Genomic DNA, 26,251 nt, shown 5'->3' on the forward strand with positions numbered 1-26,251 from the left:
GTCAGTTCCTCCGCTTCTTTTGCAGGTTTTTCCGCAACGCCTCGCAGGTAATGCGGGTCAGCTCCGTCATCCGCTCCCGGTCCTCCACATCCTCTACCAGAAAGGAGTCCTTGGCCCCCTCATGGGGCGGAGCCTTGGGCAGGTCGGGAAACGCCGCTTCGCCCTGTGGGGTGATCTTCACAAAAAACTGGTCGTCGCAGATGACGGCGAAGAACACATTGTCGCAGTAAAGTCCGTATTCGCCGAACATCTTCCGGCTGTGGATGGCTCCGGCCTCTCGCAGCTGCTCGGCTATAAAGTTTACAAAATCCGGATGAGACGCCATATCAGTTCCTCCTGTAACGGTCGGCCAGAGTTTTCGTCAAATCCCCAAGCTGTTCCCGCAACTCTTCCGGTTCCAATAGCTCCGCCTTTTCTCCAAAGGTCAAAACCCAGCTGAGCACGCTGTCCGCATCGGGAAAGCCACCGGTAAAGCGCAACCGACCATCCGGCTCCACGGTGAAACAGTCTGCCCCGTATTCCTCTACCAGCCGCCAGCGGCAGGATGGATCAAGGAGGACGGTGACCTGATATTTTACCGGAAAGACCCGCTCCGGATCCAGATTGGGCAGGGGAGAGAAATGAGGAGTGAAGGGTTCTCCGGTGGTGAGTTCCGTCATGCGGTTGAGCTTAAAGAGACGGAAATCCTCCCGCATTTGGCACCAGCCCCACACATACCAGGTGGACCAATGGAACACCAGGTAATAGGGCTCCACCGTACGCACAGATTCTTCTTTGGGAGAGAAGTAAGTGAAACGGATGGTGTGGTGCTGCTCGATGGCTCCTTGAATTCGCTCGATTTTCGGCGGCAGACTGGTCTTGTACCAGGAAGCCAGGTCAATGAGCATGTGGGCGCCGCCGGGCACCAGCCCGCCTGTCCCGGCGGAAAGCTTCTCCATCAACTGGGCATAGCGCCGGGTGCCGCTGACGCTGTCCAGACTGCGTAACCCGGCTAAGATGGCCTGCATCTCGGGAGCGGTGAGCACCGTGCGGTCCACACGGTAACCCTCCATGATGGAGATGCCGCCGCCTGCGCCTTGAACGGTGGAAATGGGGATACCCGCCCGACACAGGGAGTCAATGTCCCGCTGGATGGTCCGGCGGGACACCTCGAACTGATCCGCCAGCTCCGGGGCGGTGACCCTTTCCCGTTGGAGCAGGATGGACAGAATGCCGATAAGCCGTTCCATCTTCATGAGCTGCACCGCCTTTCCATCTTTTTGTGTATTATACCATAGAAACACGACAACAGTCTGTCATGTTTCTCGAAGAATTGCGGACAAAGGCATGCTTAACCACTACGATCATCCTATCTACGAGTGCGGGGCGTATAAAAAGCGGAGCGCTCGTGGGCACTCCGCTTTCTCCTTGTGGCAGTATGTGGTTTTGGCTTAACAAACTGGAGCCTGTCAGTTTAACCGCTTTTTTAATTCAGTCCTTACTTTTTCCAAATCACTGCAGGTAAGGATGGGAATCAAATGATTGATTTCATCAATGTTTTTTTCCCACCACTTAAATTGAAGCAGTAGTTCAATCATTTCATCATCAAAGCGCTTGCGGAGGACTTTTGCGGGATTTCCCACAACAATCGTATAGTCTTCAACAGGACTGCCTACCACGCTGTTTGCTCCGATGATTGCACCGTTGCCGATGTGTACGCCAGGAAGAATCACGGCATTTTGTCCAATCCACACATCATTTCCGATAATCGTATCGCCTTTCAGCGGCAGGTCGGACGGTGCAGGCGGCGCCATGTCCCAACCTTCCAATGTGTAGAACGGGAATGTGGAAACAGCGTTCATTTGGTGGTTTGCGCCGTTCATAACAAATTCAACCCCTGCGGCAATCTGACAGAACTTCCCGATAATGAGCTTATCGTCATTCCATTCATACAAATGTGAAACATGGCTTTCAAATTCCAAATCCGCAATATAGGTAAAATCCCCGACGATGATATTGGGGTTTGTAACGGTCGGTTTTACATAGATTTCTTTGTTGTATCCGGCAATCGGGTGTATGGTGTTTGGATTTGGATATTTTCCATCCTTCATTGCGGATTCCTCCTAACATTCCGATTTTTGTGGCGAGAGGCTATCCTTCTGTCCGCTGAGCCAGAAAGGCTTCGATGGCCTCCACGGTCTGCTCATAGGCGGCTCACTTCATTGCTCGTCCTGGGGCAGATACCCCCGGATGGTGTAGCGCCGTCGCCCGGCCGTGGACTTTCCGTATTGGATGGCCTGCTGGGGACATTCGTTGATGCAGCGCAGGCACTGGTAGCACTGTGCCGCCCAGACGGGCTTGCCGTCTTGGAGGGTAATGGCGTGGGCCGGGCAGTTTTGCACACACAGGCCGCAGCTGTTGCAGCTGTTCTCGGTAAAGAAAGGCTTGGCGCTTCGGGCAAATTTGTTAAACCCAAAGTTGGCAAAATGGGACTTTACCCCGGCCAGCCCACCCTCATGGACACGGTACACCGGCGCCTGCCGCTGGATCTCCTGGGTCATCCGCTCCAGCTCCGCACGGGCAGCGGTGATCTTTTGGCGGATCTCGCCCTCATCATCGGTGTCGGAACCAATGATGTAGTTGTTGGGCATCACCAGGCTGTAGCTGCTGCTGAGCGGGTACACCTTGGAAAACTGCTTCATGGCAAGGCCGGCATCCTCACCGCAGGTGCAGACACCGAAGGTGAATGCCTGGCTTTTGGGCAGCTTTTAGCGAAGTCTGCCATGAACTCCGGCGCTCCCCAAGCATAGCTCGGAAAGATAAAGCCGATCTGCCTGGCGCTGTCCAGATCCGGCAGCTGGTTCAGAGTGGTAATATCACAGGCCTCATCCCCAGTGAGACGTGCCAACTGCCGGGCCGCCCACGCCGAGTTGCCTGTTCCGGAAAAATAGAAAATCATCTTTTATATTCGCTTCCTTTTCTTGCTTCTTCTATATGGCAGTCATGGACGATGAAATCTGCCGGAACGAGCTGGAGGGCAGCCAGATCGGGAACGAGGTTATCATATTCCCGCCCAAATTGGAAACCCTTCAAGAACGGTACCATCTCTTCCTGCGGATGAATTAAGCGAAAAGCCGCCGGCAGATTCAGGGGGAAATTGCGGACATGGAGCAGCGGCTCCAGAAGTCCCGGCAGTACATTGTCCAGCCCAAAGAGCAGCTGGAGGTGGAGAACGCTGGGGCAAATGATATGAGATAGTCTGCTCTTTCTGCGCATCAGGTAGAGTGTTTTTTAACAAGCAATAATCAAAAATAAACACCCTCTGACATTTAATTTAGCGCGTGTTTTCTTCCGGGCGCTGTCCCTATGGAGTCAGCCGAAATCATGCCGACTGCCGCCGCCGGAACCCAGCGCCTCAAAAGCGCAGACGATCTCCTCGATTTGCTGGAGGCATTCGCTGTCTGCCAATGCAAACACATGACAAAGGATTTCTTGAAACAACTCCATCCGAACGCCGCTTTAGTACTTATAAGTTTTACTATCAACATTCTAATGAAAATCTGCGGCATCGTCAATAGTATCAATCCGTACTAAAGGCGGTGGGCAGTGTGTTATTTCAACGATTAAGAGACTTGCGCGAGGATAGGGACCTGCGGCAGGAGGATGTGGCAGAATTTTAGGGAGCAGTCAGACGGTGCATTCCCGCTATGAGCGTGGATTTCAGACGATTTCGGTGATTCATTTGCTGAAATTGGCGGACTGCTATAAGGTTCCACGGATCATATCCTTGGACAGACCAACAACAGTAAGCCCTATGATGCAAAGTATGGCATTGTTATCAAAAAGTTCTATATAACGCAGAAAAACCGCCAAATTCGGCGGTTTTTCTAAGAAAGATGGTCCGAGTGACAGGATTCGAACCTGCGGCATCCTGCTCCCAAAGCAGGCGCGCTACCAGCTGCGCTACACCCGGTTATAGCTATATTAACGGTAGCCAAATATGTGGTCAAGGCTATTTTCTGCCAAATGCTTTGCTGGAAGAATTCCCGCGTCTAGTCATGTCCAAACGAGGTGTCGGTTGCGGTTTTCCTTTCATCGATGAGACTTGCGCCTCCTCCAAAATGACACGGAATCAGCCTAGCCATATTAGAATATTAAGTTAGCATGTTTACGCAATAAAAGCAAAATCGAATCACTTTTATTTGTAGCAACCATGCTAACTTAATAACTATACCAAATAAACTGTGGTTATGTCAATATGGGATACATGAAATATTTTATCAGATCTGTTATTACGGATGAAATTTTTCAGTGTATCACAGTATGGTCAAAATAACTTATCGGTTGATAATGTTCATTTGAAGTCCTTGCATGACATCCAGTGCTTTATCATGGAGCACCGGATCAAAGCTGCGGCACAGCGCAGCATCAACCGTGATTTGCGCTTCCGGCCACTGGGCTTGCATCAGAATGGCGTTGGAGATCACGCACATATTGGTAACAACGCCTACCACCAAAATATCGCGCAGGTTGGGCAACTCCTGCCCCAAGGCAGAGAGGTCGGTAGGGGACATACCAAAGGTGTTTTTGCAAACCGTGTGAATTTGATGATTGGCACAGGTTTCACAGCAAATTTCCTGTGTCTTTCCATATAACCGCCAGCCGGTTTCTTTGGGATTGCAGTGGGGTATGGGTAAAGCACGACCTTCTCGCGTTTCGAGATAGTAGTCGTCATGGGTATCGTAAGTGAACAGAACATGGTCGCCTTGGGCAAGATAGGTCTGTACCAAATGTGCAATACCATTGTCAATGGCTGCGGCACCCTCAAATCCCAGCGAACCGGTCACAAAATCATTTTGATAGTCGATGACAGCCAGCAGTTTTGAAGCCTCATGCATTTTTCATTCCTCCAGTTTGATGACACTATCATATCATAATTTTATGGAAGCAACAACGAAATTATTGCGTGCTGCGGGAATGTCAATTATAATGGACAGAGAATACGCATACCTTGTCATAACGGAGGTGTGCGCAGTGAGACAACGATGGAAAAAATATATGCTGGGCTGCGTGTTGCTGGTGTTAGCTGTTTTGCTGGCATGGACAACAGGGGAGCAGGTGGTTCAGGCGATTGCGCAGAATCATATGGCGCGCACATTGGTGATTGATGCCGGGCACGGTGGATTTGACGGTGGCGCAATCGGTTCCAATGGAACAACCGAACAGGATATCAATTTGAGTATTGCAAAGCGCGTGCAGCTGCTGGCATCTTTTTTTGGTGTGCAAACGGTGATGACGCGAGAGGACACGAACGCACTGGATTACGATGCTTCCCGTCCTGTGCGGGAGAACAAAGTTTCTGATATTAAAGCACGTCAGCAAATTGTGGAGCAGACTGCAAATCCTGTCTTTCTCAGCATTCATTTGAATAAGTTCAGTGATGCACAGTATCATGGGGCTCAGGTTTTTTACTCTACCAATCATGCGGGCGGCTGTGCGTTGGCAGAGCTTTTACAGGATGCGTTGATTACAGGCTGTGATCCAACTAACAAAAGGCAGGCTAAACCGGCTGACCAGAGTATCTATCTGATGAAAGTGCTGGATTGTCCAGCTGTGATCGTGGAATGTGGTTTTTTATCCAATCCTGCAGAAGAAGTGCTTCTCGGGAACCCGGAATATCATAAAAAGCTGGCCGCTAGTATTGTAACCGGATATCTTCGGTACGAAAGCGGCATTTAACGGAGGAAATATGAAACAGAAAACTGTATATCTTTGCAGTGATTGTGGTTATGAAAGCCCCAAATGGTTCGGCAAATGCCCTTCCTGCGGAGCGTGGAATACCATGAGCGAATTTAAAGTGAAGCCGGAATCCGCGGCGCGCGGTACGGATACATTTCAGCGCGGAGTGTCGCGTCCTACGTTGCTCAAGGATATTGACAGCGGTGACGAAAGCCGGTTTCACTCTGGTATAGGAGAGTTGGATCGGGTGCTGGGCGGTGGTGCCGTACACGGTTCCTTTGTTTTGGTGGGTGGTGAACCGGGTATCGGCAAATCTACGCTGCTACTGCAAATGTGTCAGGAGATGTGCAAATCTGCACGTGTTTTGTATGTGTCCGGCGAAGAATCCCTCCGGCAGATTAAGCTGCGGGCAGCGCGGCTTCATATCTCGTCGCCTGATTTGTACATTCTTTCGGAAACCGACATGGAGCAAATCATTGCGGAAACCGAGCAAATGGCGCCTGACATTCTGATTGTGGATTCCATCCAAACGGTTTACAAGCGCGATTTGACGGCAGCGCCGGGCGGCACGACGCAGATCAAAGAGTGCGCCATGAGCCTGATGCAGTATGCCAAAAACAAAAATGTGACCATTTTCATTGTTGGTCATGTCAATAAGGAAGGCACACTGGCGGGACCGAAAATTTTGGAGCATATGGTCGACTGTGTGCTGTACTTTGAGGGAGAAACCACAGGGCCGTTCCGTTGCCTGCGCGCAGCGAAAAACCGTTATGGTTCCACCAATGAAATCGGTGTATTTGAAATGAGCGACCACGGTCTGTTGGAGGTGCAAAACCCTTCCGCCGCTATGCTGGCCGGGCACCCGCAAGGCGCCTCCGGAAACTGTATTGCCTGCGTGATGGAAGGCAGCCGTCCGCTGTTGGCGGAAGTGCAGGCATTGGCAGCGAAAACGCAATTCGGCGTACCGCGTCGCACTGCGGCGGGTGTAGACTACAACCGCATGGTGTTGCTGCTTGCCATTCTGGAAAAGCGCTGCGGACTGTTTCTCTCATCCTCGGATGTGTATGTAAACGTCGTGGGCGGTATGCGGCTGGACGAACCGGCGGTGGACCTGCCGATGGTCTTATCGATTGCGTCCAGCTTTCGGGATAAGCCGCTTCCGGAGGGCGTAATGAGCTTCGGTGAGATAGGTCTGACGGGAGAATTGCGGGCAGTTTCTAACGCCGCGCAGCGCATCAACGAAGCATATCGGCTGGGATTCCACACCTGCGTTATGCCGATGCAGGAGATTGATGAGGAATTGATGAAAAAAATGAATGTTGTGCGTGCAAAAACGGTCGCAGATGCGATTCGTGCGGTACTGTGAGGGAAAACCAGTTTTTGCATGTGTAAAACCGGCTGTTATGCCGCAGACTAATGACAGTCTTGCGGCGGGAGGTCGGTTTTTTGTGGAAAAAAAGGCGCGGATGGTGTTGAGCGCAACGGCAGTTGTATTGTGTGCATTGACCTTTTGGTCGTGGAGACAGCATACGCCGGAGACAGTGGCTGTGCGGACCGGCGTGGCTACGGTGCAGGATATTTATAATAGCATTACCGTTTCCGGCACGATTGAGGCAGCTGACAGCACAGTGGTAGTGCCGTCAACCGACGCGGTAGTCACCTCCGTCTATGCGTCGGTTGGTGAAAACGTGGAGCAGGGAACCATCCTCTGCACATTGACGCCGGCCAGCCAAACCAACTTGCTGTTACAGGACAGAATACAGTCTGTCTGGAATGCAATGGCGAGTGGAGAAGCACAGTCTGTGCAGGCGGAAGAAGATATGGTACTGCGTGCACCGATTTCAGGAACAGTTTTGGACATGCCGGAGGCGGGGGAAAGTATTTTTGTAGACGTGCCGTGCGTCAGGATATCCGATTTGGACTGTTTACAGGTGCGTGCGCAATCTCCGGAGATTTATGCGGGAGAACTGGAAAACGGTCAGCGCGCCAATGTGACGGTCTCGGCCTTGGAGGGCGCTGTCTTTGGCGCGGAGGTCAAAAGTCTGTCGCCTGTCGCAGCGCGTGCAGTCAGTCTGACGGGGGAAAGCGGGGAAGCAACAGTCGAGGCGGTTTTGGACTTGACGGGAAATGTGGAAGGGCTGCGTCCGGGGTATTCGGCTACGGTGAAAATTTTTACTGATTACCACCCGGATGCAATTGCAGTGCCGATGGAGGCGATTTGCCAGCGCGGGGAACAGGAGTATGTGTTTTGTGTAGAAGGGAACAGAGCGGTTCAGCGGGCTGTGACAACGGGGTATATCCTGGAATCAGTGACAGAAATCTGTGAAGGAGTGGATGCGAATGCAGTGGTGATCCTGTCGCCGCCGGATTCGCTGGAGGATGGTGACTTAGTCGAGGTGATGGCATGAGATTTTTCGACTTGCTTCGACTGGCCGTGGGCAATTTGCGTGAAAATCCGTTGCGCACCATCCTGTGTGCGCTGTCCGTTGCCGTTGGTACAGGCGCTCTGCTGCTGATTGCAGCGATTGGGCTGCTGGGACAGGAAAAAGTGAGCGAAGGGCTTAAAACCCTCGGTGTCAGCGGACTGACCGTATATCTGGAGGATCATGGTGCAGGCAATCCGCTATCGGCAGAGCTTGCCGACCGAATGGAACAGGCGGTGGCGGAGATCGACAGCGTTATGCCGATTAAGGCTAAGTCCGGTACTGTCCGAGCCGGACATGCCAGTGAAGATGTACTCTTTCTGGGCGCGGATGAACGACTGGGAGAGGTAATGCAGCTCGAAGTGCTCGCGGGTACCTTGCTTGGCGCACAGCAGGCAGATAGCGCCAAGCCGGTCGCAGTGGTCGGGGACGAGCTGGCACAGGCCCTGTACGGACGAGACAATATCGTCGGCCGCACCATTCGGGTCCGCTTTGACGGGCGAGACCAAAATTTCACCGTGTGCGGAGTGGTAAAAGCACAAACCAGCGCGTTAGGCTCGCTCGCTTCATCCTTTGCACCGCATTTGGTATATATTCCGTATGCTTGTCTGGCAACACCGCAGGAAAATGCGGATCAGGTTTTTGTGCAATGCATGGCGGATGCAAATTTGTCCGCTGTCAGTGCGCAGATTTCACGATACCTGACCGGATACGGTCAAGTGGATGGAACGGTTCGGGTGCAAAACATGTCGGGCATGGTGGATACCGTGAATCGGTTGGCAAGTCTTGGTGTGATGCTGTTTGCTGTGGTCGGAGCAATTACGCTTTGTGTCGCGCTCATTGGCGTACTTTGCAGCATGCTGGCGGCGGCATATGAAAAGACGGGGGAAATCGGAATTCTACTTGCGCTCGGTGCGCAAACGCGGGATATCCGCCGCATTTTTCTGCTGCAATCCGCGTTGCTGTGTGCGTTGGGCGGATTATGTGGTATGGGAATTGTGCTGGCAGTGCTTTTCGGTACGATTGCGCTTTTACCGGATTGGCGTATGATGATTGGACTTTTCGCATTATGCCTTTTCTGCGGCGTCGTCGCTGGCCTGTTGCCGGCTGTGCGCGCGGCACGACTTGACCCAATTGAAGCAATGCGGAAATAAATCTTTTCTTTCTTTTTTTCCTGTGGTATGATAAACGAAGAAAAGAAAGAAAAGGGGATGGATCATCCAAATGCGCCATATCATCGATTTGTGCGATTTGACGGAAAAAGAATTTTCCGACCTATATAAGCTGACCACGAACATCATTGACCGCCCCGAGGGTTATACGGATGCCTGCCGCGGCAAGGTGTTGGGCAGCCTGTTTTATGAACCCTCTACCCGAACCAATCTGTCGTTTTCTACCGCGATGATGCGTTTGGGCGGCAGCGTGGTCGGCTTTTCCGATCCGGGTTCCTCGTCGACGACGAAAGGCGAGACCTTGAAGGATACCATCAATATGGTTTCCAGCTATGCGGATATGATTGTCATGCGTAATCCGCGAGAGGGCGCAGCAAAAGCAGCATCCATGTATTCTTCTGTGCCAGTTATCAACGCAGGTGACGGCGGCCATTTGCATCCGACTCAGACGCTGACGGATATGGTCACCATACTGCGTATGCGCGGTTCGGCGGACGATATGAAAATCGGTTTGTGCGGCGATTTGAAGTACGGACGTACCGTACACTCTCTGCTGCATTTTCTCGAGCGATATCATAATGTGCAAATCTATCTGATTGCACCGGATGTGCTGGGTCTGCCGGATTATATGATTCAGTTCCTAAAAGAGCATAATATGCCGTATTGTGAAGTGAAGAGCATTGATGAGGCGCTGCCCGAACTGGATGTGTTGTACATGACGCGAATCCAGCGGGAACGTTTTGTGACTGCGCAGGAATATCAAAATTTGGAAGGAAATTACCAACTGACGGCAGAAAAACTCAAGCGCGCCAAAAAGGATATGCTGGTGCTGCATCCGCTGCCGCGCGTGGATGAAATTGCGCAGGACGTGGACGATGATCCGCGTGCTGTTTACTTCCGGCAGGCGCGGTTCGGTATGTTTGGACGTATGGCGCTGCTGCTGACATTATCCAAGCTGCCGTTTATCCGCGCAGGCCATCAGGATATCGGTTCACACGGTGTCAAGTGCTCAAATCATAAGTGTATCACTAAAACCGAATCCTATCTGCCGTTAGAAGGGAAAGTGGGAGAGCGCTGCCCGTATTGTGATGCGCCGCTGGAAATGTTGCTCTAAGCCAAAAAATATGGTTTTCGGTTAGAACTTGTGTACACAGAGACAATACCATCGTGTCAAAAGCCCGGTTCAGTTTCATACTGAACCGGGCTTGTTCTATTCAGCGCCGCTTTTGTGATTGGATGCATCATAGGAAAGTGATAGCGAGCAGAAAAGCAAATCGTTGCAAGTGTCACGCATTTCCTTGATTATTCTCATATTTCACTGCAGGAGGACATATTGTTAGATAGGAGCGCAGTGAAAAGGAGGAGACAGCACCAATGGAACTAAATCAAACAAGCATCCAATACTATGATAAGCGGCTTGCACGAATATCAACCTGTAGTGAAACAGCCGATTCGATTGTACCGGATACCTTTCCGGATATTGGCCGGATTGTCTGTGCATATGGCACGGCGGCGGTACGGGATCAAACGCCGCAAAGCGGCAGGCTGCTTGCATCCGGTATGGTACAGGTCGTTGTATTGTATGAACCGGAAAAAGGGGGAGGACTTCGCCGCCTGTCGGTTCCGGTCAGCTTTGCGCATATCGAAGAATGCGAAGGGGTTGATGCGGAAACCGTCTGCATTGTGAGATGTCAGGTTGCAACGGTGGACGTGGTGGCAGTGAACAGCCGCAAGCTGAATGTAAAAGTGCAGCTCTGCTTTTTCATTGAAGGCTACTGCCAAACGCAGTGTGAAATCACCGAGGGAACACAGGAAAAACAGGTTGAGATGCTCAGTGAGATGCAGACGGTAACGCTGACCGAACAGGTGCGCGCCTATCCGATTACCGTGTTGGATGACGTGTCGATGCAGGATGCAGACGGCTTGTCGATTCTGCACACCAACTGTACATTAAGGACGTCAGAGTGTCGGGCAATGCGCGGAAAAATTGTTTTGAAGGGTGAGGCCGAAATCCAGTGCCTCGCCATGCAGGAAGATGACGTTGTGCGTATTTTGTCCAATACGACGCCGTTTACGCAGATTTTGGAAATGCCGGAGGTTGAAGAGCAGGATGCTGTTTGCGCACAGCTTGCGGTACGTGAGATTGACAGCCGTATCGAACCGGACGGTCTGCTTTCTTATACTGTATCCGTTACCGCGCTGATTACCGTTCGGCGCACGAAAACGCTGTGCAGGATTAAAGACCTCTATCTGCCGGGACGAACGCTGCAAATGAGCGAAGAAAAAACACTGCTGCATTCTATGCCGCCCTGCGTCGCTTTTACGGCGGAGGCTTCGGAAACCCTTCAAACCGCACAGCATGCTGCGCATATTGTTTCGGCACAGGCAGTTTGCTGCAGCGCAAAGCACAGTGCAAAAGGTGATTTGCAAATTACCGCAGCAATACAAGTGCTTTATCTGAGCGATGAGCAGCAATTATATGCGGTAGACCGATTGGTACCGATGACCATGCCATGTCTTGTTGCGGGGGAACTGTCCGACATTTCACTGGCCATACGGGCTTCAGCAGCTGGAGAAACCGGGGTTCTGTGCAATGTAACAGCATCCGGCATGGCAACCGCAGAGGAACGGGTCGCATTTCGGCATATTACATCGCTGGAAGAGGGAGAAGCACAGAAGAAAACAGCAGATGCAACTTTGTTGCTTCGTTATATTCAAGAGGAGCAGCAGCTATGGGAAATTGCAAAGGATTGCGGCACGACCATGGAAGAAATCCGGCGCGTCAATGATTTGCCGGCGGACGCCACCGGTGTTTCCAATATGGTGTTGCTGATACCAATGCAGGTATGAAAGGCGGGGAAATTTTGGATCATCAAATCTATAATCAGATCAGCGCGCGTACCGGCGGTGATATTTATATCGGTGTAGTCGGGCCGGTGCGCACCGGTAAATCCACGCTGATTAAGCGCTTCATGGAAACCATGGTGCTGCCCGGCATGGATAATATGTACAAACGGGAGCGGGCACGCGATGAATTGCCGCAATCCGGAGCAGGGCGGACCATTATGACCGCAGAACCCAAATTCGTCCCGGAGGAAGCGGCAGAAATTGCGTTGCCGGACGGCGGCATGTGTCGGATTCGTCTGGTGGATTGTGTCGGCTATTTGGTTGATGGCGCGCTTGGCGGCATGGAGGACGATATGCCGCGTATGGTTTCCACTCCTTGGCGGGAGGAACCAATGACGCTCGCAGAGGCTGCGGAAACCGGTACCAATAAAGTGATCGGAGAGCATTCTACCATCGGCCTCGTGGTGACAACCGATGGCAGCTTTACCGAAATTCCACGGGAAAATTATGTGCCAGCGGAGCAGCGTGTCATTGAAGAGTTACGCGCGCTTGGCAAACCTTTCCTTGTGCTGGTCAATTCGGCGGAACCGGAGGGAGAACATGCAAAAGCGGTTTGCGATGCGCTGCGGAGTCAGTATCAGGTAGAACCGTTGGCAGTCAATTGTCTGGAACTGGACGAAAATGATATTGCAGATATCATGCAGCGCGTACTGTATGAATTTCCTGTGTGTGAAATCGCGTTTACGCTGCCACGTTATATCGGTGCACTGCCGCCGCAGCACGCGGTTCGCCAAAGCATTTATCAATCCGTTCGTTCTGCTGCACAGGGCGGAGAGAAAATGCGCGACATTCGAACCATATGCGACCGTATTGGCGAAAATGAATATGTCGGACGGGTGCATGTTGATCAGATGGCGTTGGGCAGCGGCAAAGCCAGCATCAGCATTGAAATTCCAGAACAGGTCTTTTATGAGATTGTCGGACAGCAAACCAAGATTCATATACAGGATGCAGCAGACCTGATTTCTGTGCTCAGCGATTTTGCAGAGATAAAACGCAAATATGAGCGACTTCGCGGCGCGTTGGATCAGGTGTATCAGACTGGTTACGGCGTAGTAATGCCGTCGGTAGACGAGTTGACGCTGGAAGCGCCGGAAATCGTCCGTCAAGGTGGACGGTATGGTGTGCGGCTGCGTGCATCGGCGCCGTCGATTCATCTGATGCGAGCCAACATCAAAGCGGAGGTCAATCCCATTGTGGGAACAGAAAAACAGTCGGAAGAGTTGGTGCATTATCTGCTCAGTGAATTTGAAGAGCAGCCGGAAAAAATCTGGGACACCAACATTTTCGGCAAGTCTCTCAATGAATTGGTGCGGGAGGAGTTATCTCACAAGCTGAGCCGGATGCCGGATGATGCCCGCGGGAAAATTAGAGAAACGCTGGAAAAAATTATAAACGAAAGCGCAGGCGGGTTGATTTGCATCATCCTGTGAGTCATTGGGCGGGTATCCATGGGATACCCGCTTTTTGTCATATCTTGGTTTGTCGGATGCCATCAATACAATAAATTCGGGTGCCGGTGGCCTGTTTCACAACAATTTTGCAAATTGTCTTGAAAATGGTTATATAGATAGGGTATAATAAGATTACTGTAATTTGGTGGTAACAGAGCAAAAGGATGAATGTTGATTATGGCTTCTTTTTTGGAGACAATAGCGAAGAAGTTTTCGCTTTTTTCAAGCGATATCGGTATCGACTTGGGTACGGCAACCGTGCTGGTGTATGTTAAGGGCAAGGGGGTTGTGCTCAACGAGCCTTCTGTTGTGGCAGTGGACAAGGTCTCGGGTAAAATTTTGTCCGTTGGTGCAGAAGCGCAGAAGATGCTGGGCCGTACCCCGGGCAATATTATTGCTATCCGGCCGTTGCGTGAAGGCGTGATTTCCGACTATGAGATGACGGAGCGGATGATTAAAGAGTTTATCCGCAAGGTACAGGGATTCCGGCTGTTTAAGCCAAATGTGGTTATTTGTGTGCCGTCGATTATCACGGAAGTAGAAGAGCGCGCGGTGATTGATGCGGGTACGCAGGCAGGTGCCAAGCGCGTGTTTCTGATTGAGGAGCCTGTGGCTGCCGCAATCGGTGCGGGCATCGATATTGCCAAACCGAACGGCAACATGGTAGTGGATATTGGCGGCGGTACAACCGACGTTGCGGTTATCTCGCTGGGCGGTATCGTAGAATCCACTTCTATTAAAATAGCAGGCGATAAGTTCGACGAGGCGATTGTTAAATACGTGCGCCGTAAGCACAATGCTTTGATTGGTGAACGCACGGCCGAGCTGATTAAGAAAAATATCGGCTGCGTTTATCCACGTACCGAGGAAGTGTCGATGGAGGTGAAAGGGCGGTGCCTGATGACGGGCTTGCCGCGTACCTTCACGGTTAATTCGACCGAGATTCTGGATGCTTTGGAAGAAGTGTCCACGGCCATTATTGAAGCAATCCACTGGGTCATTGAACGTACCCCGCCGGAGCTGACGGGCGATATTTCCACCAATGGTATTGTGATGACCGGAGGCGGCTCTTTGATTTGGGGATTTGATAAGCTGGTGGCATCCAAGACCGGTATCCCGACTCATGTCGCGGATGAAGCAATTTCCTGCGTGGCGTATGGAACGGGAAACTGCTTGGAGAATCTTTCCGGTATGCAGGACGGCACGATGAATTTGTCACGCCAGCGGCAGATGATGCAATAATCCAGAGATTGCATGTAAAACGAACACCCGCCGTTGAGACGGGTGTTTTTGATGCAGAACTAACTTCAGTTTGATAATGTGCCAGAGGGAACTATGACCGAGCAGGAAAAATATATGAAAGCCGCGCTTCGCTTGGCGCATAAAGCTGCAGAAGAGGGGGAGGTCCCGGTTGGGGCTGTGGTGGTTTGTGACGGCAGGATTGTCGGACGCGGAAGAAACCGTCGAGAAACCAAAAAAAATGCGCTGCATCATGCGGAAATTGAAGCCATCCATAAGGCTTGCAAAAAGCTGGGCGGTTGGAGGCTGCATCGGTGCGATCTCTATGTGACGCTGGAGCCTTGTCCGATGTGCGCGGGAGCAATTATCAATGCGCGCATCCAAACCGTGTATTTCGGTGCGGCAGATCCAAAGGCCGGATCGTGCGGCTCACTGGTCAATTTATTTGACTTGCCATATAATCATCAACCAGCAATTGTATCAGGTGTGCTTGGAGAGGAATGTGCGGACGTTTTAAAATCCTTTTTCCGGGCATTACGTGAAAAAAGAAAAATGCTTCGTCTTCAGCAGAAATCAGACGCCATCACGGCGTTTGACCATAGAATCCAAGAGAAATAAGGGGTTAAAACAATGCAAAGAGAAAAGCTTGGCTCTCGCCTCGGCTTCATTCTGCTTTCCGCAGGATGCGCGATTGGCGTGGGCAACGTCTGGAAGTTCCCATGGATGGTGGGACAGTACGGCGGCGGCGCGTTCGTTGTCTTTTATGTACTGTTTTTGGTTATCCTTGGTCTTCCGATTATGACGATGGAATTTGCGGTTGGCCGTGCAAGTCAGAAAAGCCCGGTGCGTGCTTATCAGGAACTGGAAAAGCCGGGAACAAAATGGCACATCCATGGTTATCTTGCCATGATCGGCAACTATCTGCTAATGATGTTTTATACCACGGTATGTGGATGGATGCTGCATTATTTCTATTTGACCGCAAGCGGAAGGTTTGTGGGTGCGACAACCGAAGAAGTCGGCGCTGCGTTTCCAGAGATGTTAAGCCAGCCGCTAGTCATGATTGGTTGGATGGTTGTGGTTGTCGTTGTTGGTTTCGCCATCAATTCCTTCGGCCTGCAGGGCGGTCTGGAGCGCGTGACGAAGGTCATGATGATTGCTCTGCTGGCGATTATGGTGATTTTGGCCATTAACAGTGTTACGACTGAAGGTGCCGGTGAAGGACTTAAATTCTATTTAATTCCGGATTTGAACCGCATGATGGAATCAGGCCCCATCAATGTTATCGTCGGCGCAATGAATCAGTCGTTCTTTACATTATCGCTTGGTATCGGCGCAATGGCCATCTTTGGCAGCTATATCGGCAAAGGCCGCGCACTGCTGGGAGAAGCAGTCAATGTTGCTATTCTGGATACTTTTGTGGCGTTTACAGCCGGCTTAATCATTTTCCCGGCATGCTTTGCGTTTGGTGTTTCGCCGGACAGCGGCCCGAATCTGATTTTTGTGACGCTTCCGAATATCTTTAACCATATGGCATTCGGACGGCTGTGGGGCAGTCTGTTCTTTGTATTTATGGCGTTTGCAGCATTTTCCACGGTTCTGGCGGTTTTTGAAAATATCATGTCCTGCTGCATGGATTTAACCGGATGGAGCCGAAAAAAAGTGGCATTGTTCAACACAGTATTGATGATTCTGCTTTCTCTTCCGTGCGTGCTGGGATACAATGTTTGGTCTGGTTTCCAGCCGTTTGGCGAAGGCTCAGCTGTGCTGGACTTGGAGGATTTCCTGGTATCGAATATTTGGCTTCCGCTTGGCTCTCTGGTCTATCTGTTGTTCTGCACAACACGGTATGGCTGGGGTTGGAAGAACTTTAAGGAAGAGGCCAATGAAGGTGGCGGTATGAAGGTGCGAGACGGCATCCGGTTCTATGTCAGTTACATTCTGCCGCTGATTGTAGTTGTGATTTTCGTTCTCGGAATTAAAGATAAATTTTTTGCATAAATATCTTGAAATTTGGGATGCAATGCGGTATAATATTAAGCGTTGCATCCCGCATCTGCCGGTGTGATGGAATTGGTAGACGTAGTGGACTCAAAATCCACCGCTGGCGACAGCGTACCGGTTCGAGTCCGGTCACCGGCACCATGGCGAGTGTTCTTATAGCATTTGAAAAGCTGTAAGAACACTCGTCTTTTTTTATTGTTTTCATCCGGCAATCTCTGCTGGGGAATAATTGACGAACACGCCCTTCCGGGTATTGACGGTCACATCAGGGATGGGCAGGGGCAGCATTTTAGGGATTGTAATTTCTCCCACGCAGTTATAATGGATGCGAAGCCGCTGCTCCCACACACCATCAATTTTCTCCGCATGGTAAACCTCGATCTTCTCAACCAATTCGTTGAGCATCCGGGGCGTGAGTTTTCGTGCGCGGGTGTACTTTCGTACCAAAGAGATAAACATATCCGTGGTCATGGCCTGACTGCTCTGCTTCTCAATTTCGGAGCGGAGCTTTTTGATTTTCTCTGCCAGTTCCATTTGCTCGTCCTCATACCGCCTGGACATTTTCGCAAAGCGGTCATCGGAGAGTTTGCCGGAAACATTGTCCTCATAGATGCGTTCAAACAGCCCGTCCAGTTCCTCGTCACGGGCAAGCAGGGCTTTCAATTCCTTCTCCTTCAGCTTGCGGTCGGTCTCCGCCGCTTGCTGGGAGTGCCCGATCACCGCTTTCAGAAATTCGTCCTCATAGAGGCTGGCGAACTTCGTCAAGCGCCGGATCTCACCAAGCACCACCTGTTCCAGAAAATCCACTCGGACATAATGGGTGGAAGTACAGCTCCCACGGTTGCCCTTATAGTTGGAGCAGTTGAAATACTTGATCTCTGGATTTCCCTGATTGAAATGGAAGTGAAGATTGCAGCCACAATCAGCGCAGACCAGAAGGCCGGAGAACATATTATGCTCGCCTTCGTTGGTGCGGCGCTTGCGGATTTTGCCCCGCTTCTGCTGCACCTGCTCAAATACGGATCGTTCGATAATCGGCTCGTGGACGTCCTTGAAGATGACCCAATTCTCACGGTCATTCTCCAACCTCTTTTTGTTCTTGTAGGATTTGGAGTAGGTCTTGAAGTTGAGAATGTCACCGCAATACTCCTGCAAAGACAGGATTTTGGTCACGGTGGAACTGTTCCACTTGGTAGCGGGCTGCTGCTTGCCCTTTCCGGGCCGCTTGATGCCCTTCTTTAGCCAATAAGCACGTGGGGTAAGGATTTCGTCCTTTTCAAGCTGCGTGGCGATTTGCTCCGTCCCGTAGCCCTCCAGGGTCATGCTGTAAATCCGCCGAACCACCTGGGCGGCTTCATCATCCACGATCCATCGTTTCGGATCGTCGGGGTCTTTGATGTAACCGTAGGGAGGCTGGCCCATTGGCTCACCCGCATTTCCCTTGATCTTGTTGCTGATACGCCGTTTCTTGCTGATGTCGCGGGCGTATCACTCATTGAACAGGTTGCGGATCGGCGCCAACTCGTTCTCGCCCTCGGCGGTGTCGATGTTATCGGATACCGCCACCAGGCGAATGTCATGCTCCGGGAAAAATTCCTCGGTCAGCCTGCCGACCTCGATGTAGTTACGGCCCAGGCGAGAAAGGTCTTTGACAAATACTGCGGCGGCCCGCCCCTGCTCAAGCTGCTGGATCATCTCCACAAAACCAGGGCGGTCCATCGTGACGCCGGAAATGCCATCGTCCAGGAAATGAACCAGGTTGGTGTAGCCTTTCTCCTTCGCCACTTTGGTCAACAGCTTTTTTTGATTGCCGATGCTGTAACTCTCACCCTCCAGATTATCGTCACGGGAAAGCCGCTCGTAGAGGAAAGCGGTCACATCACGGGATTTTTTGTTATTCGACTGTCTCATAAGTCCTCCTTTCTGGACAGCCGAACAGCGCATATCTTATATTCCCAATACAATTATACCGCTGTCCTCTGCCCGTGTCAGCCGAGTATAGAAAGTTTACATTTTCTCATTTTCGGCCTTCATCAATCGAAGGAGGATGCTGCCCAAGGTATCCGGGCTTTCCTCTTTGAAAACAGACTCTACGACAAACGACCTATTGCCGAAGCGATAGGTCGTTTTTTCTTTCAAAGGGTTGTTCTGCGGCTTTTTACCGCTCGAAACAGAATTATGATCTTGCATAATAATCCCCTTTCATTTTCGTGTAGTAAAAAACAAAAGAGGCAATAAACGGACGGCTGCTGGCCGCAGCTCCACGGGAATCTCACCCCGGCCCATGCTGATGGGTGCGCCGCGCAATGCTTTGAGAGCGTTCAACGCGGGAGTCTCATTATCCTGTCTGTGCATCCTCGCCCACAAGCTGCCACACCTGTTTCGCGGCCTGGTTTTGTCGCTCACCTGTTTGGTAGGGGTCCCGTCCTGCGGACTTGCAACAGGGTCATGGCGCACCGGCCGACCGGCTCCACACAGACAGATCGTATCCGTCTGCCTTATGCTGCCCGAAGGCTTTCTTTGTCAAGGATCATGGGCTCCGCTGCCGAATTGTCAGGGGCAAGGAAAGGGAGCGAAACTTGCCCCAAACAACTTTAGACTGGCAGCACCTTGAAGCTCGTCACGATGCTATGTATCAGCTTCGTTTCCAGCCTGAGCCGCATATCTTCGTCCACATACAGGTATTCGTTGCCATACTCGTCTTTCACCGGTCTGGTGGCGAGAGCCCGAATGTACTTCTGATAATGAGCGACGACAGCAGCAAGAGCATTTTCGTCACCGTTCACGGCCGCCAGAATCACAGGCAACGGAATGGGCTTTACATGTCCGGCCATTCAAATCCCTCCTTTACCAGATATTCGTACAGTTCTTTCAGCGTAACGAGCCGCCGCTTGGATACGGTCTGATGGACGATATGCAGCTTTTCGCTGATTTCCCGATCCGTCATACCCAGGAAGTAGGACAGCAGGATCACATCCCGCTTGCCCTCCGGCAACTGCGCTAACGCATCGGCCAGGACATTGCCGGTTACGACTACCGGAAGTCCCAATACTTCAAAGACATGCTCGTCCATAAAGTAATCGTCCCACACGGCGGTCTGCTCCAGCTCGGAGGCTGTCAGCTCGTCCAAAGGCTTTTCCTGGTCCAGAAGGCAGGCATAGTCACGTTGGATATGCCGGGCCTCATTCTTCAAAACCCTGACGCAGAAGGCGCCAAACTGATTTTGAATGCGTTGCTCATAGGAGTCTTTCATATTCTCACCTCCCTTCGCGCCGCACAGGTGCGGGGTGGTGATTTCCTCCCTTTCGCCTCAGTAATCCAAGACTTGCGATTTTGGCAACCTGAAAAGGAAAGAAATTTTTATGAAAGGCTCCGTCAGGTGACGAAGGCCTACATAAACGGCAAAAAGCGCCCATCCGCAAAATGCGGACAGGCGCAAAGGAATTGGCAGAAGCATTTACATGATTTGACTGTTCATGTTCATGGCCGGAATATCTCGATAATGGGAACAGACTTTTTTTGACAAGATGGCTCTTGTCGTTTTATGTCGAAAGTCTTTGTGGCACATGGCGGCATCCTCCCATTGCCGCCGTGCAAGATTGCAAGGTGTAGGGTCGTCGTGAACCTTTGGGCAAAAAGAAACGGCGGCCTTGATTTCTCAAAACCGTCGCCAAAATTATATTTTGAGCATAGAAACTGGTCTGCCCAGCGACGGTTTTTTTCTTTTCTGCCGCCGGGCAGATAGCATCATATATTTAGCTTTATCAACACTATAAATTTGAATTGTTGCAGAAATATCCTAACACTGACTTCTTTCGACAGAATAACAATCTAAATTGCTTCACTTTTGTAGCAATTCAAATTTTTCTTCATACAGAAGAAAATCAGCGGCGGGCAACTCGTGTTGTCCGCCGCTGCTCATGGTTCTGCTGTTGATGTTATTCAGCTTCTCTCAATCGGTTTACAATCGTTTCCTTATTAAGTACGCAATACATTCTCTCCGGCGTAATCAGGCAAACAGTCAGTATCACCAAAGCGATAATTGCCGCTGGAATCAGAGGATAGGTAAAGACCGCAAAACTCACTTGTTGCTGGAACAACTTGAAGATACCGTATGCAATCAAGTTTCCGATGGATAACACAAGGATTAGCGTAATACCGGCATAACAAAGTCCCTCGCTGATTAGCATTTTACGAATCTGCTTACGGCTCATTCCAATAGACTCCAGCGTCGCCAATTCACGCTTGCGTGCTACCACGCTCACCGACATGATATTTACGAAATTGAGGATTCCTATCAGAGCAATCACAAGAGAGATACTTCCGCCAAGGATCAAGATTGCCATTTTAGCACGACCCAGTTCCGCCATCGCTTCTATCCTTGATGTCAAGGAGATTGCAGGATTGTCCTCTATAATTTGCTTCAATGCAATCAAGGCATTTTGTTCATAGCCGCTGGAAACATTCAACTCAAGCTGTATAGCAACCGGCTCTTCAAACCATTCCTGCATAACCTCATTTGATACAACAAGAGTAGGCGCAAGGCTGGCACCGATCCCTTTATGGTTGAATGGGACAAAACCACCAAGAGAAAGCTCATACTTCTGGTTGCCCGAAGTGCCGCTTTCGCCTCGATAAGAGGGCATAACCGTCAAATCCTCAATGTTGGAAAACAATTCGGGATTGTCTGTTGCAATCAATGCAATTTCCCCACGCTCAAATGCCTCCACATCAATGGGGTTGCCAAGCGCATCGCGATACTCTGTCAGTGTTTCCCCGTCAACTCCGAGAAGGAACCCTTTGAAGTTATCCGCAATGGCTTGCTCCGATAGACCTGTAATCTGCTCCCGCATAGGGTGATTGGCAATATATTCTCTGAAATCATCAGAATACTCCAGGCTCATTTCCTCCCATGTCGTGGTATGCAGATTTTCCGTTCCTGGAATTGACATAAGCTGCTCCGCCAATGAATTATCAAGGCTTTGTGCAGGCCATGCACTGTTTTTCAGCACAAAATCACTTTCAAAGGTAGAATCAATATACTTCGATATATCGGTACTGAAAACTAATGTTGTGACCGTTAAAAAAGTCGTTACACCTAAAAACAGACTGAGCAATACGATCCCCGTGCGCTTTTTGTCCCGGAAGATATTGCGCCAAGCCATTCGCACGGGTTTTCCGTGAGCAACCGACCGAATACCTTTTATACTTCCGGTCACTCCCGTATATTTCTGTGCTTCTATGGGAGAAATGCTTGCTGCTTTTTTGGCTGGTTTCGATGCACCCAGCATCGCTGTAAACAGAGGAAAAATAATTGCGCCCACATAGATGAGCGGCGAGAAAGATACAACGGCTCCATCTGCGGAAACAGCATCAAGGGCAGATATAAAGAATGGAACAATTCCAAGCGAGAGTATGAGCGAAAGAACGATACCAACCGGTATTCCAATGAGGCAAAGCCGTAAGATTTGCCCTCTAATGACCCGCTTGATCTGTTTGGGCGTTGCTCCAAGGGTTTTGAGCAATCCGTAAAACCGCACATCACGGGAGATTGAAATATACAGGATATTATAGATCAGCAGATACCCGGTAAAAATCAGAAACACCGCAACAGCGCACAGAGAAAGCAAGGTGGCTGTTTCCTGTCCTGCACTCGTATCATAGAGCTGTACCGTTGCAATGGGTTGATTTTCTGATAACCCAAGATCGGACACCAATGCGTCACAATACTCAGAAATATGAGTTTCGTCTACAAATCTCACCGATACAGAGCCATCTGCCTCCACGGTCTTTCCGTATTTTTGTGATAGCTCCTGGGAAACGAAAATTACATCCGCAGTATCGGTTGATTGGACAAAGGCATAGCTTGTAAACCACCCTGACAGGCAGAAGGTTTCCTCCATCAATGCCCCTGTCTTGTCGCTATCTGTGTAGTAGGCAAGGGGGATTTCCATACCGATAGATGGATTGGCAATTCCCATCCGCTCCAAAACCGCACGAGAAACCATGATTTCATTTTCTTTCTCTGGATAGTTGCCCTCTACATCCACATAGGCAGGGGCGCGCAGTTCTTCCCATTCTGTTTCATCAAAATAATGAAGGGTCAAACTGATATTTCCCATTTCCGCCGTATTTTCTACATAGCCGACACTGTTGCCGGTTCCCACCGCTTTTACATAATCCAAATTGTGAAGCTGCTCGATCTGTGAAGCCGTAGGATGCCCCACAGCAGCGTGGGCCATCGTACCCGCAAGGTGTATTTGCTCCATCTTCACAGATTCTACAAGGCTCATGCCAACGCTGAAAACAGAGCCGATCAGCAAGGTCGTAAGCATAATGGCCATGACAAGGAAAAAGTTTCGCCTTTTATTGGCCTTCAAACTTCTCCTTGTCAGTTTCTGAATAACTGCACTGGTGTCATTTTCAAATGGCAATGTCATTTTCTCACCCCCTCAGCCGACAATCTTGCCATCCTCGATCCGCACAATACGGTCGGCAAGCTGGGCGATTTTGTTGTCGTGGGTAATCATCACCAGGGTTTGATTAAACTCCCGGCTGGTGCGCTGGAGTAGGCCCAGCACATCGGCGCTGGTCTTGCTGTCCAGATTGCCGGTAGGCTCGTCGGCCAGTACAATGGCTGGTTTGGATACCAGGGCGCGGGCAATCGCCACACGCTGCTGTTGGCCGCCTGACAGGTTGTTGGGCATATTCTGGAGTTTATCTTCCAGACCCAGCATTTTCACAACCTCGTCCATAAACCGCTGATCCACTGTATCGCCGTCCAACTCAACGGGAAGGACAATGTTCTCATACACATTGAGAATCGGCACCAGGTTGTAGTTCTGGAACACAAAGCCGATATTGCGGCGGCGGAAGATAGTAAGCTGCTCGTCATTCATCTTTGCCAGTTCCTTGTCCCGCACCATGACGCTGCCCGAAGTAGGCGTGTCCAGACCACCCATCATGTGCAGCAGGGTTGATTTGCCGGAACCGGATGTACCAACCACGGCCACAAACTCACCTTCCTCGACGGAGAAGCTCACACCGTCCAGGGCACGGGTGATATTAGGCTGTGTGCCGTAGTATTTTTTCAAATCACTTGTTTGTAGGATACTCATAGGAATACCGCCTTTCTTTGCTTGATGCAAAAAGGATAACGGCCAAATGTTGCAGAAATGTCCTAAAATCCATGTTGCTGTAATCTTTTGAAAAAGCGGGGGTCTACATAGGCAGACCCCCGCTTAATTAGTTTCGTGGCAGGAATACCGAAAAAGTAGACCCTTTTCCAACCTCGGAAGTCACCAAAATATACCCGCCTTGCATGGTAATGATCTCACGCGCCAGATATAGGCCGATGCCGATACCATCTACCTCATGTACCGCTTCTTCCCGGTAAAATCGCTTGAAGATCGTAGCCTGCTCTCGTTCCGGGATACCTCGGCCTGTATCAACCACATCAATTTTCAGATACATTTCCCAATTCTGAACAGACACATGGATACTGCCGCCGGTAGGCGTGTACTTCACCGCATTGTCCAGCAGATTGAACAGGGCTTCGGAAGTCCAACGGCTATCATGGGAAACGGTTAGTCCTTCCGGGCAGTTCACGGTCAACTCTATGTTCTTTTTCTCCATTGGCGCCAGAATCCCATTGATTGCCTTCACCAGTGTTTCTTCTATGAGAGTATCCTTTTTTTCCAGAGTAATCACACCGGCCTCCAGACGGGAAGTTTTCACCATCGCCTGAATCAGAAAGTCCAGTTTATCAAGCTGGCTGCCGGTAGCCTGCAAAAACTCTTTCCGCTGTTCTTCGGAAATATGGCGGGTCAGCATGGTTTCATTGAGCATCTTCAAATTGGCGATAGGGGTCTTGGTCTGGTGGGAAATATCCGACAACAGGGATTGTAGGTCGGCCTTTTCCTTTGCGATAGTATCTCGACTTTTCTGCATGACATTATAGAGCCGTTCCAGTCGGTGACTGATCCGTGCAAGCAGCGTTTCTGCTTCATAATCCATCTCAGGCCGTGCGGCGCTGTCCATCATGTCATCCAGCGTCCGGCACAGGCCATCGGTAAACAAAGTCAATTTCTTTTCAAAGTAATACAGGAAAACTCCGCCCCAGACCAAAAGCGCAACAGTCAGAAGTCCTCCATACAAAACTACCCATAGATTTTTCGTGATCCAGAACAGACCAAACAGTAAGAGCGCCGAGGTCGCAAGGACACCGCAGAGAATGAGCCACAGAAATTTCCTTATGGACAAGTTTTCAAGTTTCATTTTGGCTCACCACCGATCCATTGATAGCCCATGCCGTAGGCCGTCTTGATATATTTGTGCTCGTCTAATTCAATTTTTTTGCGGATACGGCTGATGATGGTGGTCAAGGTATGCTCGTCCACAAAGTCCCCGTCAATGTCCCACAGTTTCTCTAAAATCTGCCGCTTGGTCAAGATGATCCGTGGGTTCTTCACGAACAGAAACAGGGTGCGGTATTCCTTCGGTGTGAAGTCCAGCGGTTCCCCGGCAAGGGACGCCCGCTGCTCGGAAAAGTCGATTTTCAGAAAACCATCGTCAAACAGATCGTGCCGGGGCGTGCGTAATTCCAGATTGGCAAAGACCGCCGCCACCTTCCTGCACAGCACCGTCACCGAAAAGGGCTTTGTCACATAGTCCGCACCGCCTGCCTCATAGCCTTTCAGCATATCGCTTTCCTTATCATTGGCGGTAATGAAAATAATATAGGTGTGCTGGCCGCGTCCCCGGATTTCTTCGCAAAGGTTCAGACCGCTACCATCCGGCAGATTTATGTCCAAGAGAGCAATGTCAAATTCTTTCTCTTTCAACTGTTGAACAGCAGCTTTATAGTTGTTGGCTGATGTGACATCATAGCCATCAGATGCCAGGTTATATCCCAAAGTACGATTCAGGAGAGTGTCATCCTCCACAATCAATATTCTTCTCATGCACTCACTTCCTCTCTTTGCGTATGCACATTTTTATTCTAAAACTGAAATGTTGCAGAAATATCCTAAAGCATAATGAACTTCATTTTTTTTCTGCGAGGATCAGATGGTTTTTCTGCATTTTTAGGAATCATCCACATACGGCCGAACTTTGTAACACCAGGGATGCGTCCATCTTCGCAAAACTTTTGTACCCGTCTTTCAGAAATGCTCCATTTCTTTGCAGCTTCGGGGCAAGAGATATATTCCATACGGTTCAATCCTTCCGCTTTTATATCTGTTGCTTTAATTATATACGGTCAAGCGAATACTTCAAGGCACCCATTGTGAACAAATAAGGAATTATATAGGCTAACTACGGGAACTATGTA

28 protein-coding genes and 2 tRNA genes are annotated in these 26,251 nt (G+C 50.4%); 11 read left to right on the forward strand and 19 right to left on the reverse strand.

The genetic code is table 11. The annotated features are described in order from the left end of the window. Position 1: 1 nt before the first annotated feature. The 9 genes from ACESSO_RS12430 to ACESSO_RS12470 all read right to left on the reverse strand — a co-directional run bounded on the left by ACESSO_RS12430 (position 2) and on the right by ACESSO_RS12470 (position 4,877). On the reverse strand, positions 2-325 hold the full coding sequence (locus tag ACESSO_RS12430) for a TfoX/Sxy family protein (protein WP_373165719.1): 324 nt from the start codon (positions 323-325) through the stop codon (positions 2-4). A gap of 1 nt (position 326) precedes the next feature. Continuing rightward, complete coding sequence (locus ACESSO_RS12435) at positions 327-1,235, reverse strand: helix-turn-helix transcriptional regulator (protein ID WP_373165721.1); 909 nt, start codon at positions 1,233-1,235, stop codon at positions 327-329. A gap of 213 nt (positions 1,236-1,448) precedes the next feature. Next, positions 1,449-2,090, reverse strand: a complete 642-nt coding sequence (locus ACESSO_RS12440; RefSeq protein ID WP_373165724.1) for a CatB-related O-acetyltransferase — start codon at positions 2,088-2,090, stop codon at positions 1,449-1,451. Between the two features lie 108 nt (positions 2,091-2,198). Next, positions 2,199-2,681 (reverse strand): EFR1 family ferrodoxin, encoded by a 483-nt coding sequence (locus tag ACESSO_RS12445; protein WP_373165726.1) that lies wholly within the window; start codon positions 2,679-2,681, stop codon positions 2,199-2,201. Continuing rightward, positions 2,678-2,938 (reverse strand): hypothetical protein, encoded by a 261-nt coding sequence (locus ACESSO_RS12450; protein ID WP_373165727.1) that lies wholly within the window; start codon positions 2,936-2,938, stop codon positions 2,678-2,680. The genes ACESSO_RS12445 and ACESSO_RS12450 overlap by 4 nt, the downstream gene beginning before the upstream one ends. Next, positions 2,935-3,255: a hypothetical protein gene (locus ACESSO_RS12455; RefSeq protein ID WP_373165728.1), complete on the reverse strand. Its 321-nt coding sequence runs from the start codon at positions 3,253-3,255 to the stop codon at positions 2,935-2,937. Before ACESSO_RS12455 ends, ACESSO_RS12450 begins: the two co-directional genes overlap by 4 nt. Positions 3,256-3,351: 96 nt before the next feature. Continuing rightward, on the reverse strand, positions 3,352-3,486 hold the full coding sequence (locus ACESSO_RS12460) for a hypothetical protein (RefSeq protein ID WP_373165730.1): 135 nt from the start codon (positions 3,484-3,486) through the stop codon (positions 3,352-3,354). A gap of 390 nt (positions 3,487-3,876) precedes the next feature. Next, positions 3,877-3,952, reverse strand: a tRNA-Pro gene (locus ACESSO_RS12465). A gap of 364 nt (positions 3,953-4,316) precedes the next feature. After that, a complete protein-coding gene (locus tag ACESSO_RS12470; RefSeq protein ID WP_373165732.1) occupies positions 4,317-4,877 on the reverse strand; it encodes a cysteine hydrolase family protein in 561 nt (186 codons plus the stop codon). A 136-nt stretch (positions 4,878-5,013) separates the two neighbouring features. On the opposite strand from ACESSO_RS12470, the gene ACESSO_RS12475 reads away from it, so the two are divergent. The 11 genes from ACESSO_RS12475 to ACESSO_RS12525 all read left to right on the forward strand — a co-directional run bounded on the left by ACESSO_RS12475 (position 5,014) and on the right by ACESSO_RS12525 (position 17,058). Next, a complete protein-coding gene (locus tag ACESSO_RS12475; protein WP_373165734.1) occupies positions 5,014-5,718 on the forward strand; it encodes an N-acetylmuramoyl-L-alanine amidase in 705 nt (234 codons plus the stop codon). A gap of 10 nt (positions 5,719-5,728) precedes the next feature. Next, on the forward strand, positions 5,729-7,084 hold the full coding sequence (radA, locus tag ACESSO_RS12480) for a DNA repair protein RadA (protein WP_373165736.1): 1,356 nt from the start codon (positions 5,729-5,731) through the stop codon (positions 7,082-7,084). A 37-nt stretch (positions 7,085-7,121) separates the two neighbouring features. Continuing rightward, the gene (locus ACESSO_RS12485; protein ID WP_373165738.1) at positions 7,122-8,126 is read left to right on the forward strand and encodes an efflux RND transporter periplasmic adaptor subunit; all 1,005 of its coding nucleotides are present in this window, start codon (positions 7,122-7,124) and stop codon (positions 8,124-8,126) included. Beyond that, positions 8,123-9,295 carry an ABC transporter permease gene (locus ACESSO_RS12490; RefSeq protein WP_373165740.1) on the forward strand — a complete coding sequence of 391 codons (1,173 nt, stop codon included), beginning with the start codon at positions 8,123-8,125 and terminating at the stop codon, positions 9,293-9,295. The genes ACESSO_RS12485 and ACESSO_RS12490 overlap by 4 nt, the downstream gene beginning before the upstream one ends. A gap of 61 nt (positions 9,296-9,356) precedes the next feature. Beyond that, positions 9,357-10,427, forward strand: coding sequence for an aspartate carbamoyltransferase (gene pyrB / locus ACESSO_RS12495; RefSeq protein WP_373165796.1), 1,071 nt, complete (start codon positions 9,357-9,359; stop codon positions 10,425-10,427). Between the two features lie 260 nt (positions 10,428-10,687). Further along, positions 10,688-12,163: an SPOCS domain-containing protein gene (locus tag ACESSO_RS12500; protein ID WP_373165741.1), complete on the forward strand. Its 1,476-nt coding sequence runs from the start codon at positions 10,688-10,690 to the stop codon at positions 12,161-12,163. Between the two features lie 14 nt (positions 12,164-12,177). Then, complete coding sequence (gene spoIVA, locus ACESSO_RS12505) at positions 12,178-13,653, forward strand: stage IV sporulation protein A (RefSeq protein ID WP_373165743.1); 1,476 nt, start codon at positions 12,178-12,180, stop codon at positions 13,651-13,653. 198 nt (positions 13,654-13,851) lie between these two features. Continuing rightward, positions 13,852-14,916 (forward strand): rod shape-determining protein, encoded by a 1,065-nt coding sequence (locus ACESSO_RS12510; protein WP_373165744.1) that lies wholly within the window; start codon positions 13,852-13,854, stop codon positions 14,914-14,916. Between the two features lie 93 nt (positions 14,917-15,009). After that, positions 15,010-15,531, forward strand: a complete 522-nt coding sequence (gene tadA / locus ACESSO_RS12515; RefSeq protein ID WP_373165745.1) for a tRNA adenosine(34) deaminase TadA — start codon at positions 15,010-15,012, stop codon at positions 15,529-15,531. A 12-nt stretch (positions 15,532-15,543) separates the two neighbouring features. Continuing rightward, positions 15,544-16,914, forward strand: coding sequence for a sodium-dependent transporter (locus ACESSO_RS12520; RefSeq protein ID WP_373165747.1), 1,371 nt, complete (start codon positions 15,544-15,546; stop codon positions 16,912-16,914). Positions 16,915-16,971: 57 nt separating this feature from the next. Then, positions 16,972-17,058, forward strand: a tRNA-Leu gene (locus ACESSO_RS12525). A gap of 60 nt (positions 17,059-17,118) precedes the next feature. On the opposite strand, the gene ACESSO_RS12530 is transcribed toward ACESSO_RS12525, so the two are convergent. The 10 genes from ACESSO_RS12530 to ACESSO_RS12575 form a co-directional block, all read right to left on the reverse strand. Further along, positions 17,119-18,339: a DUF4368 domain-containing protein gene (locus tag ACESSO_RS12530; RefSeq protein WP_373165748.1), complete on the reverse strand. Its 1,221-nt coding sequence runs from the start codon at positions 18,337-18,339 to the stop codon at positions 17,119-17,121. A 66-nt stretch (positions 18,340-18,405) separates the two neighbouring features. Continuing rightward, positions 18,406-18,828: a recombinase family protein gene (locus tag ACESSO_RS12535; protein WP_373165750.1), complete on the reverse strand. Its 423-nt coding sequence runs from the start codon at positions 18,826-18,828 to the stop codon at positions 18,406-18,408. Between the two features lie 96 nt (positions 18,829-18,924). Then, a complete protein-coding gene (locus ACESSO_RS12540) occupies positions 18,925-19,107 on the reverse strand; it encodes a hypothetical protein (RefSeq protein WP_373165751.1) in 183 nt (60 codons plus the stop codon). Positions 19,108-19,511: 404 nt separating this feature from the next. Next, positions 19,512-19,751 (reverse strand): helix-turn-helix domain-containing protein, encoded by a 240-nt coding sequence (locus tag ACESSO_RS12545; protein ID WP_373165752.1) that lies wholly within the window; start codon positions 19,749-19,751, stop codon positions 19,512-19,514. Further along, positions 19,736-20,170 carry a sigma-70 family RNA polymerase sigma factor gene (locus tag ACESSO_RS12550; protein ID WP_087341843.1) on the reverse strand — a complete coding sequence of 145 codons (435 nt, stop codon included), beginning with the start codon at positions 20,168-20,170 and terminating at the stop codon, positions 19,736-19,738. The genes ACESSO_RS12545 and ACESSO_RS12550 overlap by 16 nt, the downstream gene beginning before the upstream one ends. Before the next feature lie 685 nt (positions 20,171-20,855). Further along, the gene (locus ACESSO_RS12555) at positions 20,856-23,357 is read right to left on the reverse strand and encodes an ABC transporter permease (RefSeq protein WP_373165753.1); all 2,502 of its coding nucleotides are present in this window, start codon (positions 23,355-23,357) and stop codon (positions 20,856-20,858) included. A gap of 12 nt (positions 23,358-23,369) precedes the next feature. Beyond that, on the reverse strand, positions 23,370-24,035 hold the full coding sequence (locus ACESSO_RS12560) for an ABC transporter ATP-binding protein (RefSeq protein WP_373165754.1): 666 nt from the start codon (positions 24,033-24,035) through the stop codon (positions 23,370-23,372). A gap of 127 nt (positions 24,036-24,162) precedes the next feature. After that, a complete protein-coding gene (locus ACESSO_RS12565) occupies positions 24,163-25,194 on the reverse strand; it encodes an ATP-binding protein (protein ID WP_373165756.1) in 1,032 nt (343 codons plus the stop codon). Next, the gene (locus ACESSO_RS12570; protein WP_373165758.1) at positions 25,191-25,880 is read right to left on the reverse strand and encodes a response regulator transcription factor; all 690 of its coding nucleotides are present in this window, start codon (positions 25,878-25,880) and stop codon (positions 25,191-25,193) included. Before ACESSO_RS12570 ends, ACESSO_RS12565 begins: the two co-directional genes overlap by 4 nt. A 65-nt stretch (positions 25,881-25,945) precedes the next feature. Continuing rightward, positions 25,946-26,131, reverse strand: a complete 186-nt coding sequence (locus ACESSO_RS12575; protein ID WP_373165760.1) for a helix-turn-helix domain-containing protein — start codon at positions 26,129-26,131, stop codon at positions 25,946-25,948. Positions 26,132-26,251: the final 120 nt, after the last annotated feature.

Source organism: Agathobaculum sp. Marseille-P7918 (genome assembly GCF_964248325.1).
Classification (GTDB): Bacteria; Bacillota; Clostridia; order Oscillospirales; family Butyricicoccaceae; genus Agathobaculum.

Excerpts from the sequence above, each read along its gene's own strand:
- ACESSO_RS12440 (WP_373165724.1), bottom strand. The coding sequence starts at position 2,090 with ATGAAGGATGGAAAATATCCAAATCCAAACACCATACACCCGATTGCC.
- ACESSO_RS12535 (WP_373165750.1), bottom strand. The coding sequence starts at position 18,828 with ATGAGACAGTCGAATAACAAAAAATCCCGTGATGTGACCGCTTTCCTC.
- ACESSO_RS12455 (WP_373165728.1), bottom strand. The coding sequence starts at position 3,255 with ATGCGCAGAAAGAGCAGACTATCTCATATCATTTGCCCCAGCGTTCTC.
- ACESSO_RS12540 (WP_373165751.1), bottom strand. The coding sequence starts at position 19,107 with ATGCAAGATCATAATTCTGTTTCGAGCGGTAAAAAGCCGCAGAACAAC.
- ACESSO_RS12530 (WP_373165748.1), bottom strand. The coding sequence starts at position 18,339 with ATGGGCCAGCCTCCCTACGGTTACATCAAAGACCCCGACGATCCGAAA.
- ACESSO_RS12570 (WP_373165758.1), bottom strand. The coding sequence starts at position 25,880 with ATGAGAAGAATATTGATTGTGGAGGATGACACTCTCCTGAATCGTACT.
- ACESSO_RS12470 (WP_373165732.1), bottom strand. The coding sequence starts at position 4,877 with ATGCATGAGGCTTCAAAACTGCTGGCTGTCATCGACTATCAAAATGAT.
- radA (WP_373165736.1), top strand. The coding sequence starts at position 5,729 with ATGAAACAGAAAACTGTATATCTTTGCAGTGATTGTGGTTATGAAAGC.
- ACESSO_RS12575 (WP_373165760.1), bottom strand. The coding sequence starts at position 26,131 with ATGGAATATATCTCTTGCCCCGAAGCTGCAAAGAAATGGAGCATTTCT.
- ACESSO_RS12445 (WP_373165726.1), bottom strand. The coding sequence starts at position 2,681 with ATGAAGCAGTTTTCCAAGGTGTACCCGCTCAGCAGCAGCTACAGCCTG.
- ACESSO_RS12485 (WP_373165738.1), top strand. The coding sequence starts at position 7,122 with ATGCCGCAGACTAATGACAGTCTTGCGGCGGGAGGTCGGTTTTTTGTG.
- tadA (WP_373165745.1), top strand. The coding sequence starts at position 15,010 with ATGACCGAGCAGGAAAAATATATGAAAGCCGCGCTTCGCTTGGCGCAT.
- ACESSO_RS12460 (WP_373165730.1), bottom strand. The coding sequence starts at position 3,486 with ATGGAGTTGTTTCAAGAAATCCTTTGTCATGTGTTTGCATTGGCAGAC.
- ACESSO_RS12555 (WP_373165753.1), bottom strand. The coding sequence starts at position 23,357 with ATGACATTGCCATTTGAAAATGACACCAGTGCAGTTATTCAGAAACTG.
- ACESSO_RS12520 (WP_373165747.1), top strand. The coding sequence starts at position 15,544 with ATGCAAAGAGAAAAGCTTGGCTCTCGCCTCGGCTTCATTCTGCTTTCC.
- ACESSO_RS12450 (WP_373165727.1), bottom strand. The coding sequence starts at position 2,938 with ATGATTTTCTATTTTTCCGGAACAGGCAACTCGGCGTGGGCGGCCCGG.
- ACESSO_RS12565 (WP_373165756.1), bottom strand. The coding sequence starts at position 25,194 with ATGAAACTTGAAAACTTGTCCATAAGGAAATTTCTGTGGCTCATTCTC.
- ACESSO_RS12550 (WP_087341843.1), bottom strand. The coding sequence starts at position 20,170 with ATGAAAGACTCCTATGAGCAACGCATTCAAAATCAGTTTGGCGCCTTC.
- ACESSO_RS12500 (WP_373165741.1), top strand. The coding sequence starts at position 10,688 with ATGGAACTAAATCAAACAAGCATCCAATACTATGATAAGCGGCTTGCA.
- ACESSO_RS12510 (WP_373165744.1), top strand. The coding sequence starts at position 13,852 with ATGGCTTCTTTTTTGGAGACAATAGCGAAGAAGTTTTCGCTTTTTTCA.
- ACESSO_RS12560 (WP_373165754.1), bottom strand. The coding sequence starts at position 24,035 with ATGAGTATCCTACAAACAAGTGATTTGAAAAAATACTACGGCACACAG.
- ACESSO_RS12430 (WP_373165719.1), bottom strand. The coding sequence starts at position 325 with ATGGCGTCTCATCCGGATTTTGTAAACTTTATAGCCGAGCAGCTGCGA.
- ACESSO_RS12435 (WP_373165721.1), bottom strand. The coding sequence starts at position 1,235 with ATGAAGATGGAACGGCTTATCGGCATTCTGTCCATCCTGCTCCAACGG.
- ACESSO_RS12490 (WP_373165740.1), top strand. The coding sequence starts at position 8,123 with ATGAGATTTTTCGACTTGCTTCGACTGGCCGTGGGCAATTTGCGTGAA.
- ACESSO_RS12545 (WP_373165752.1), bottom strand. The coding sequence starts at position 19,751 with ATGGCCGGACATGTAAAGCCCATTCCGTTGCCTGTGATTCTGGCGGCC.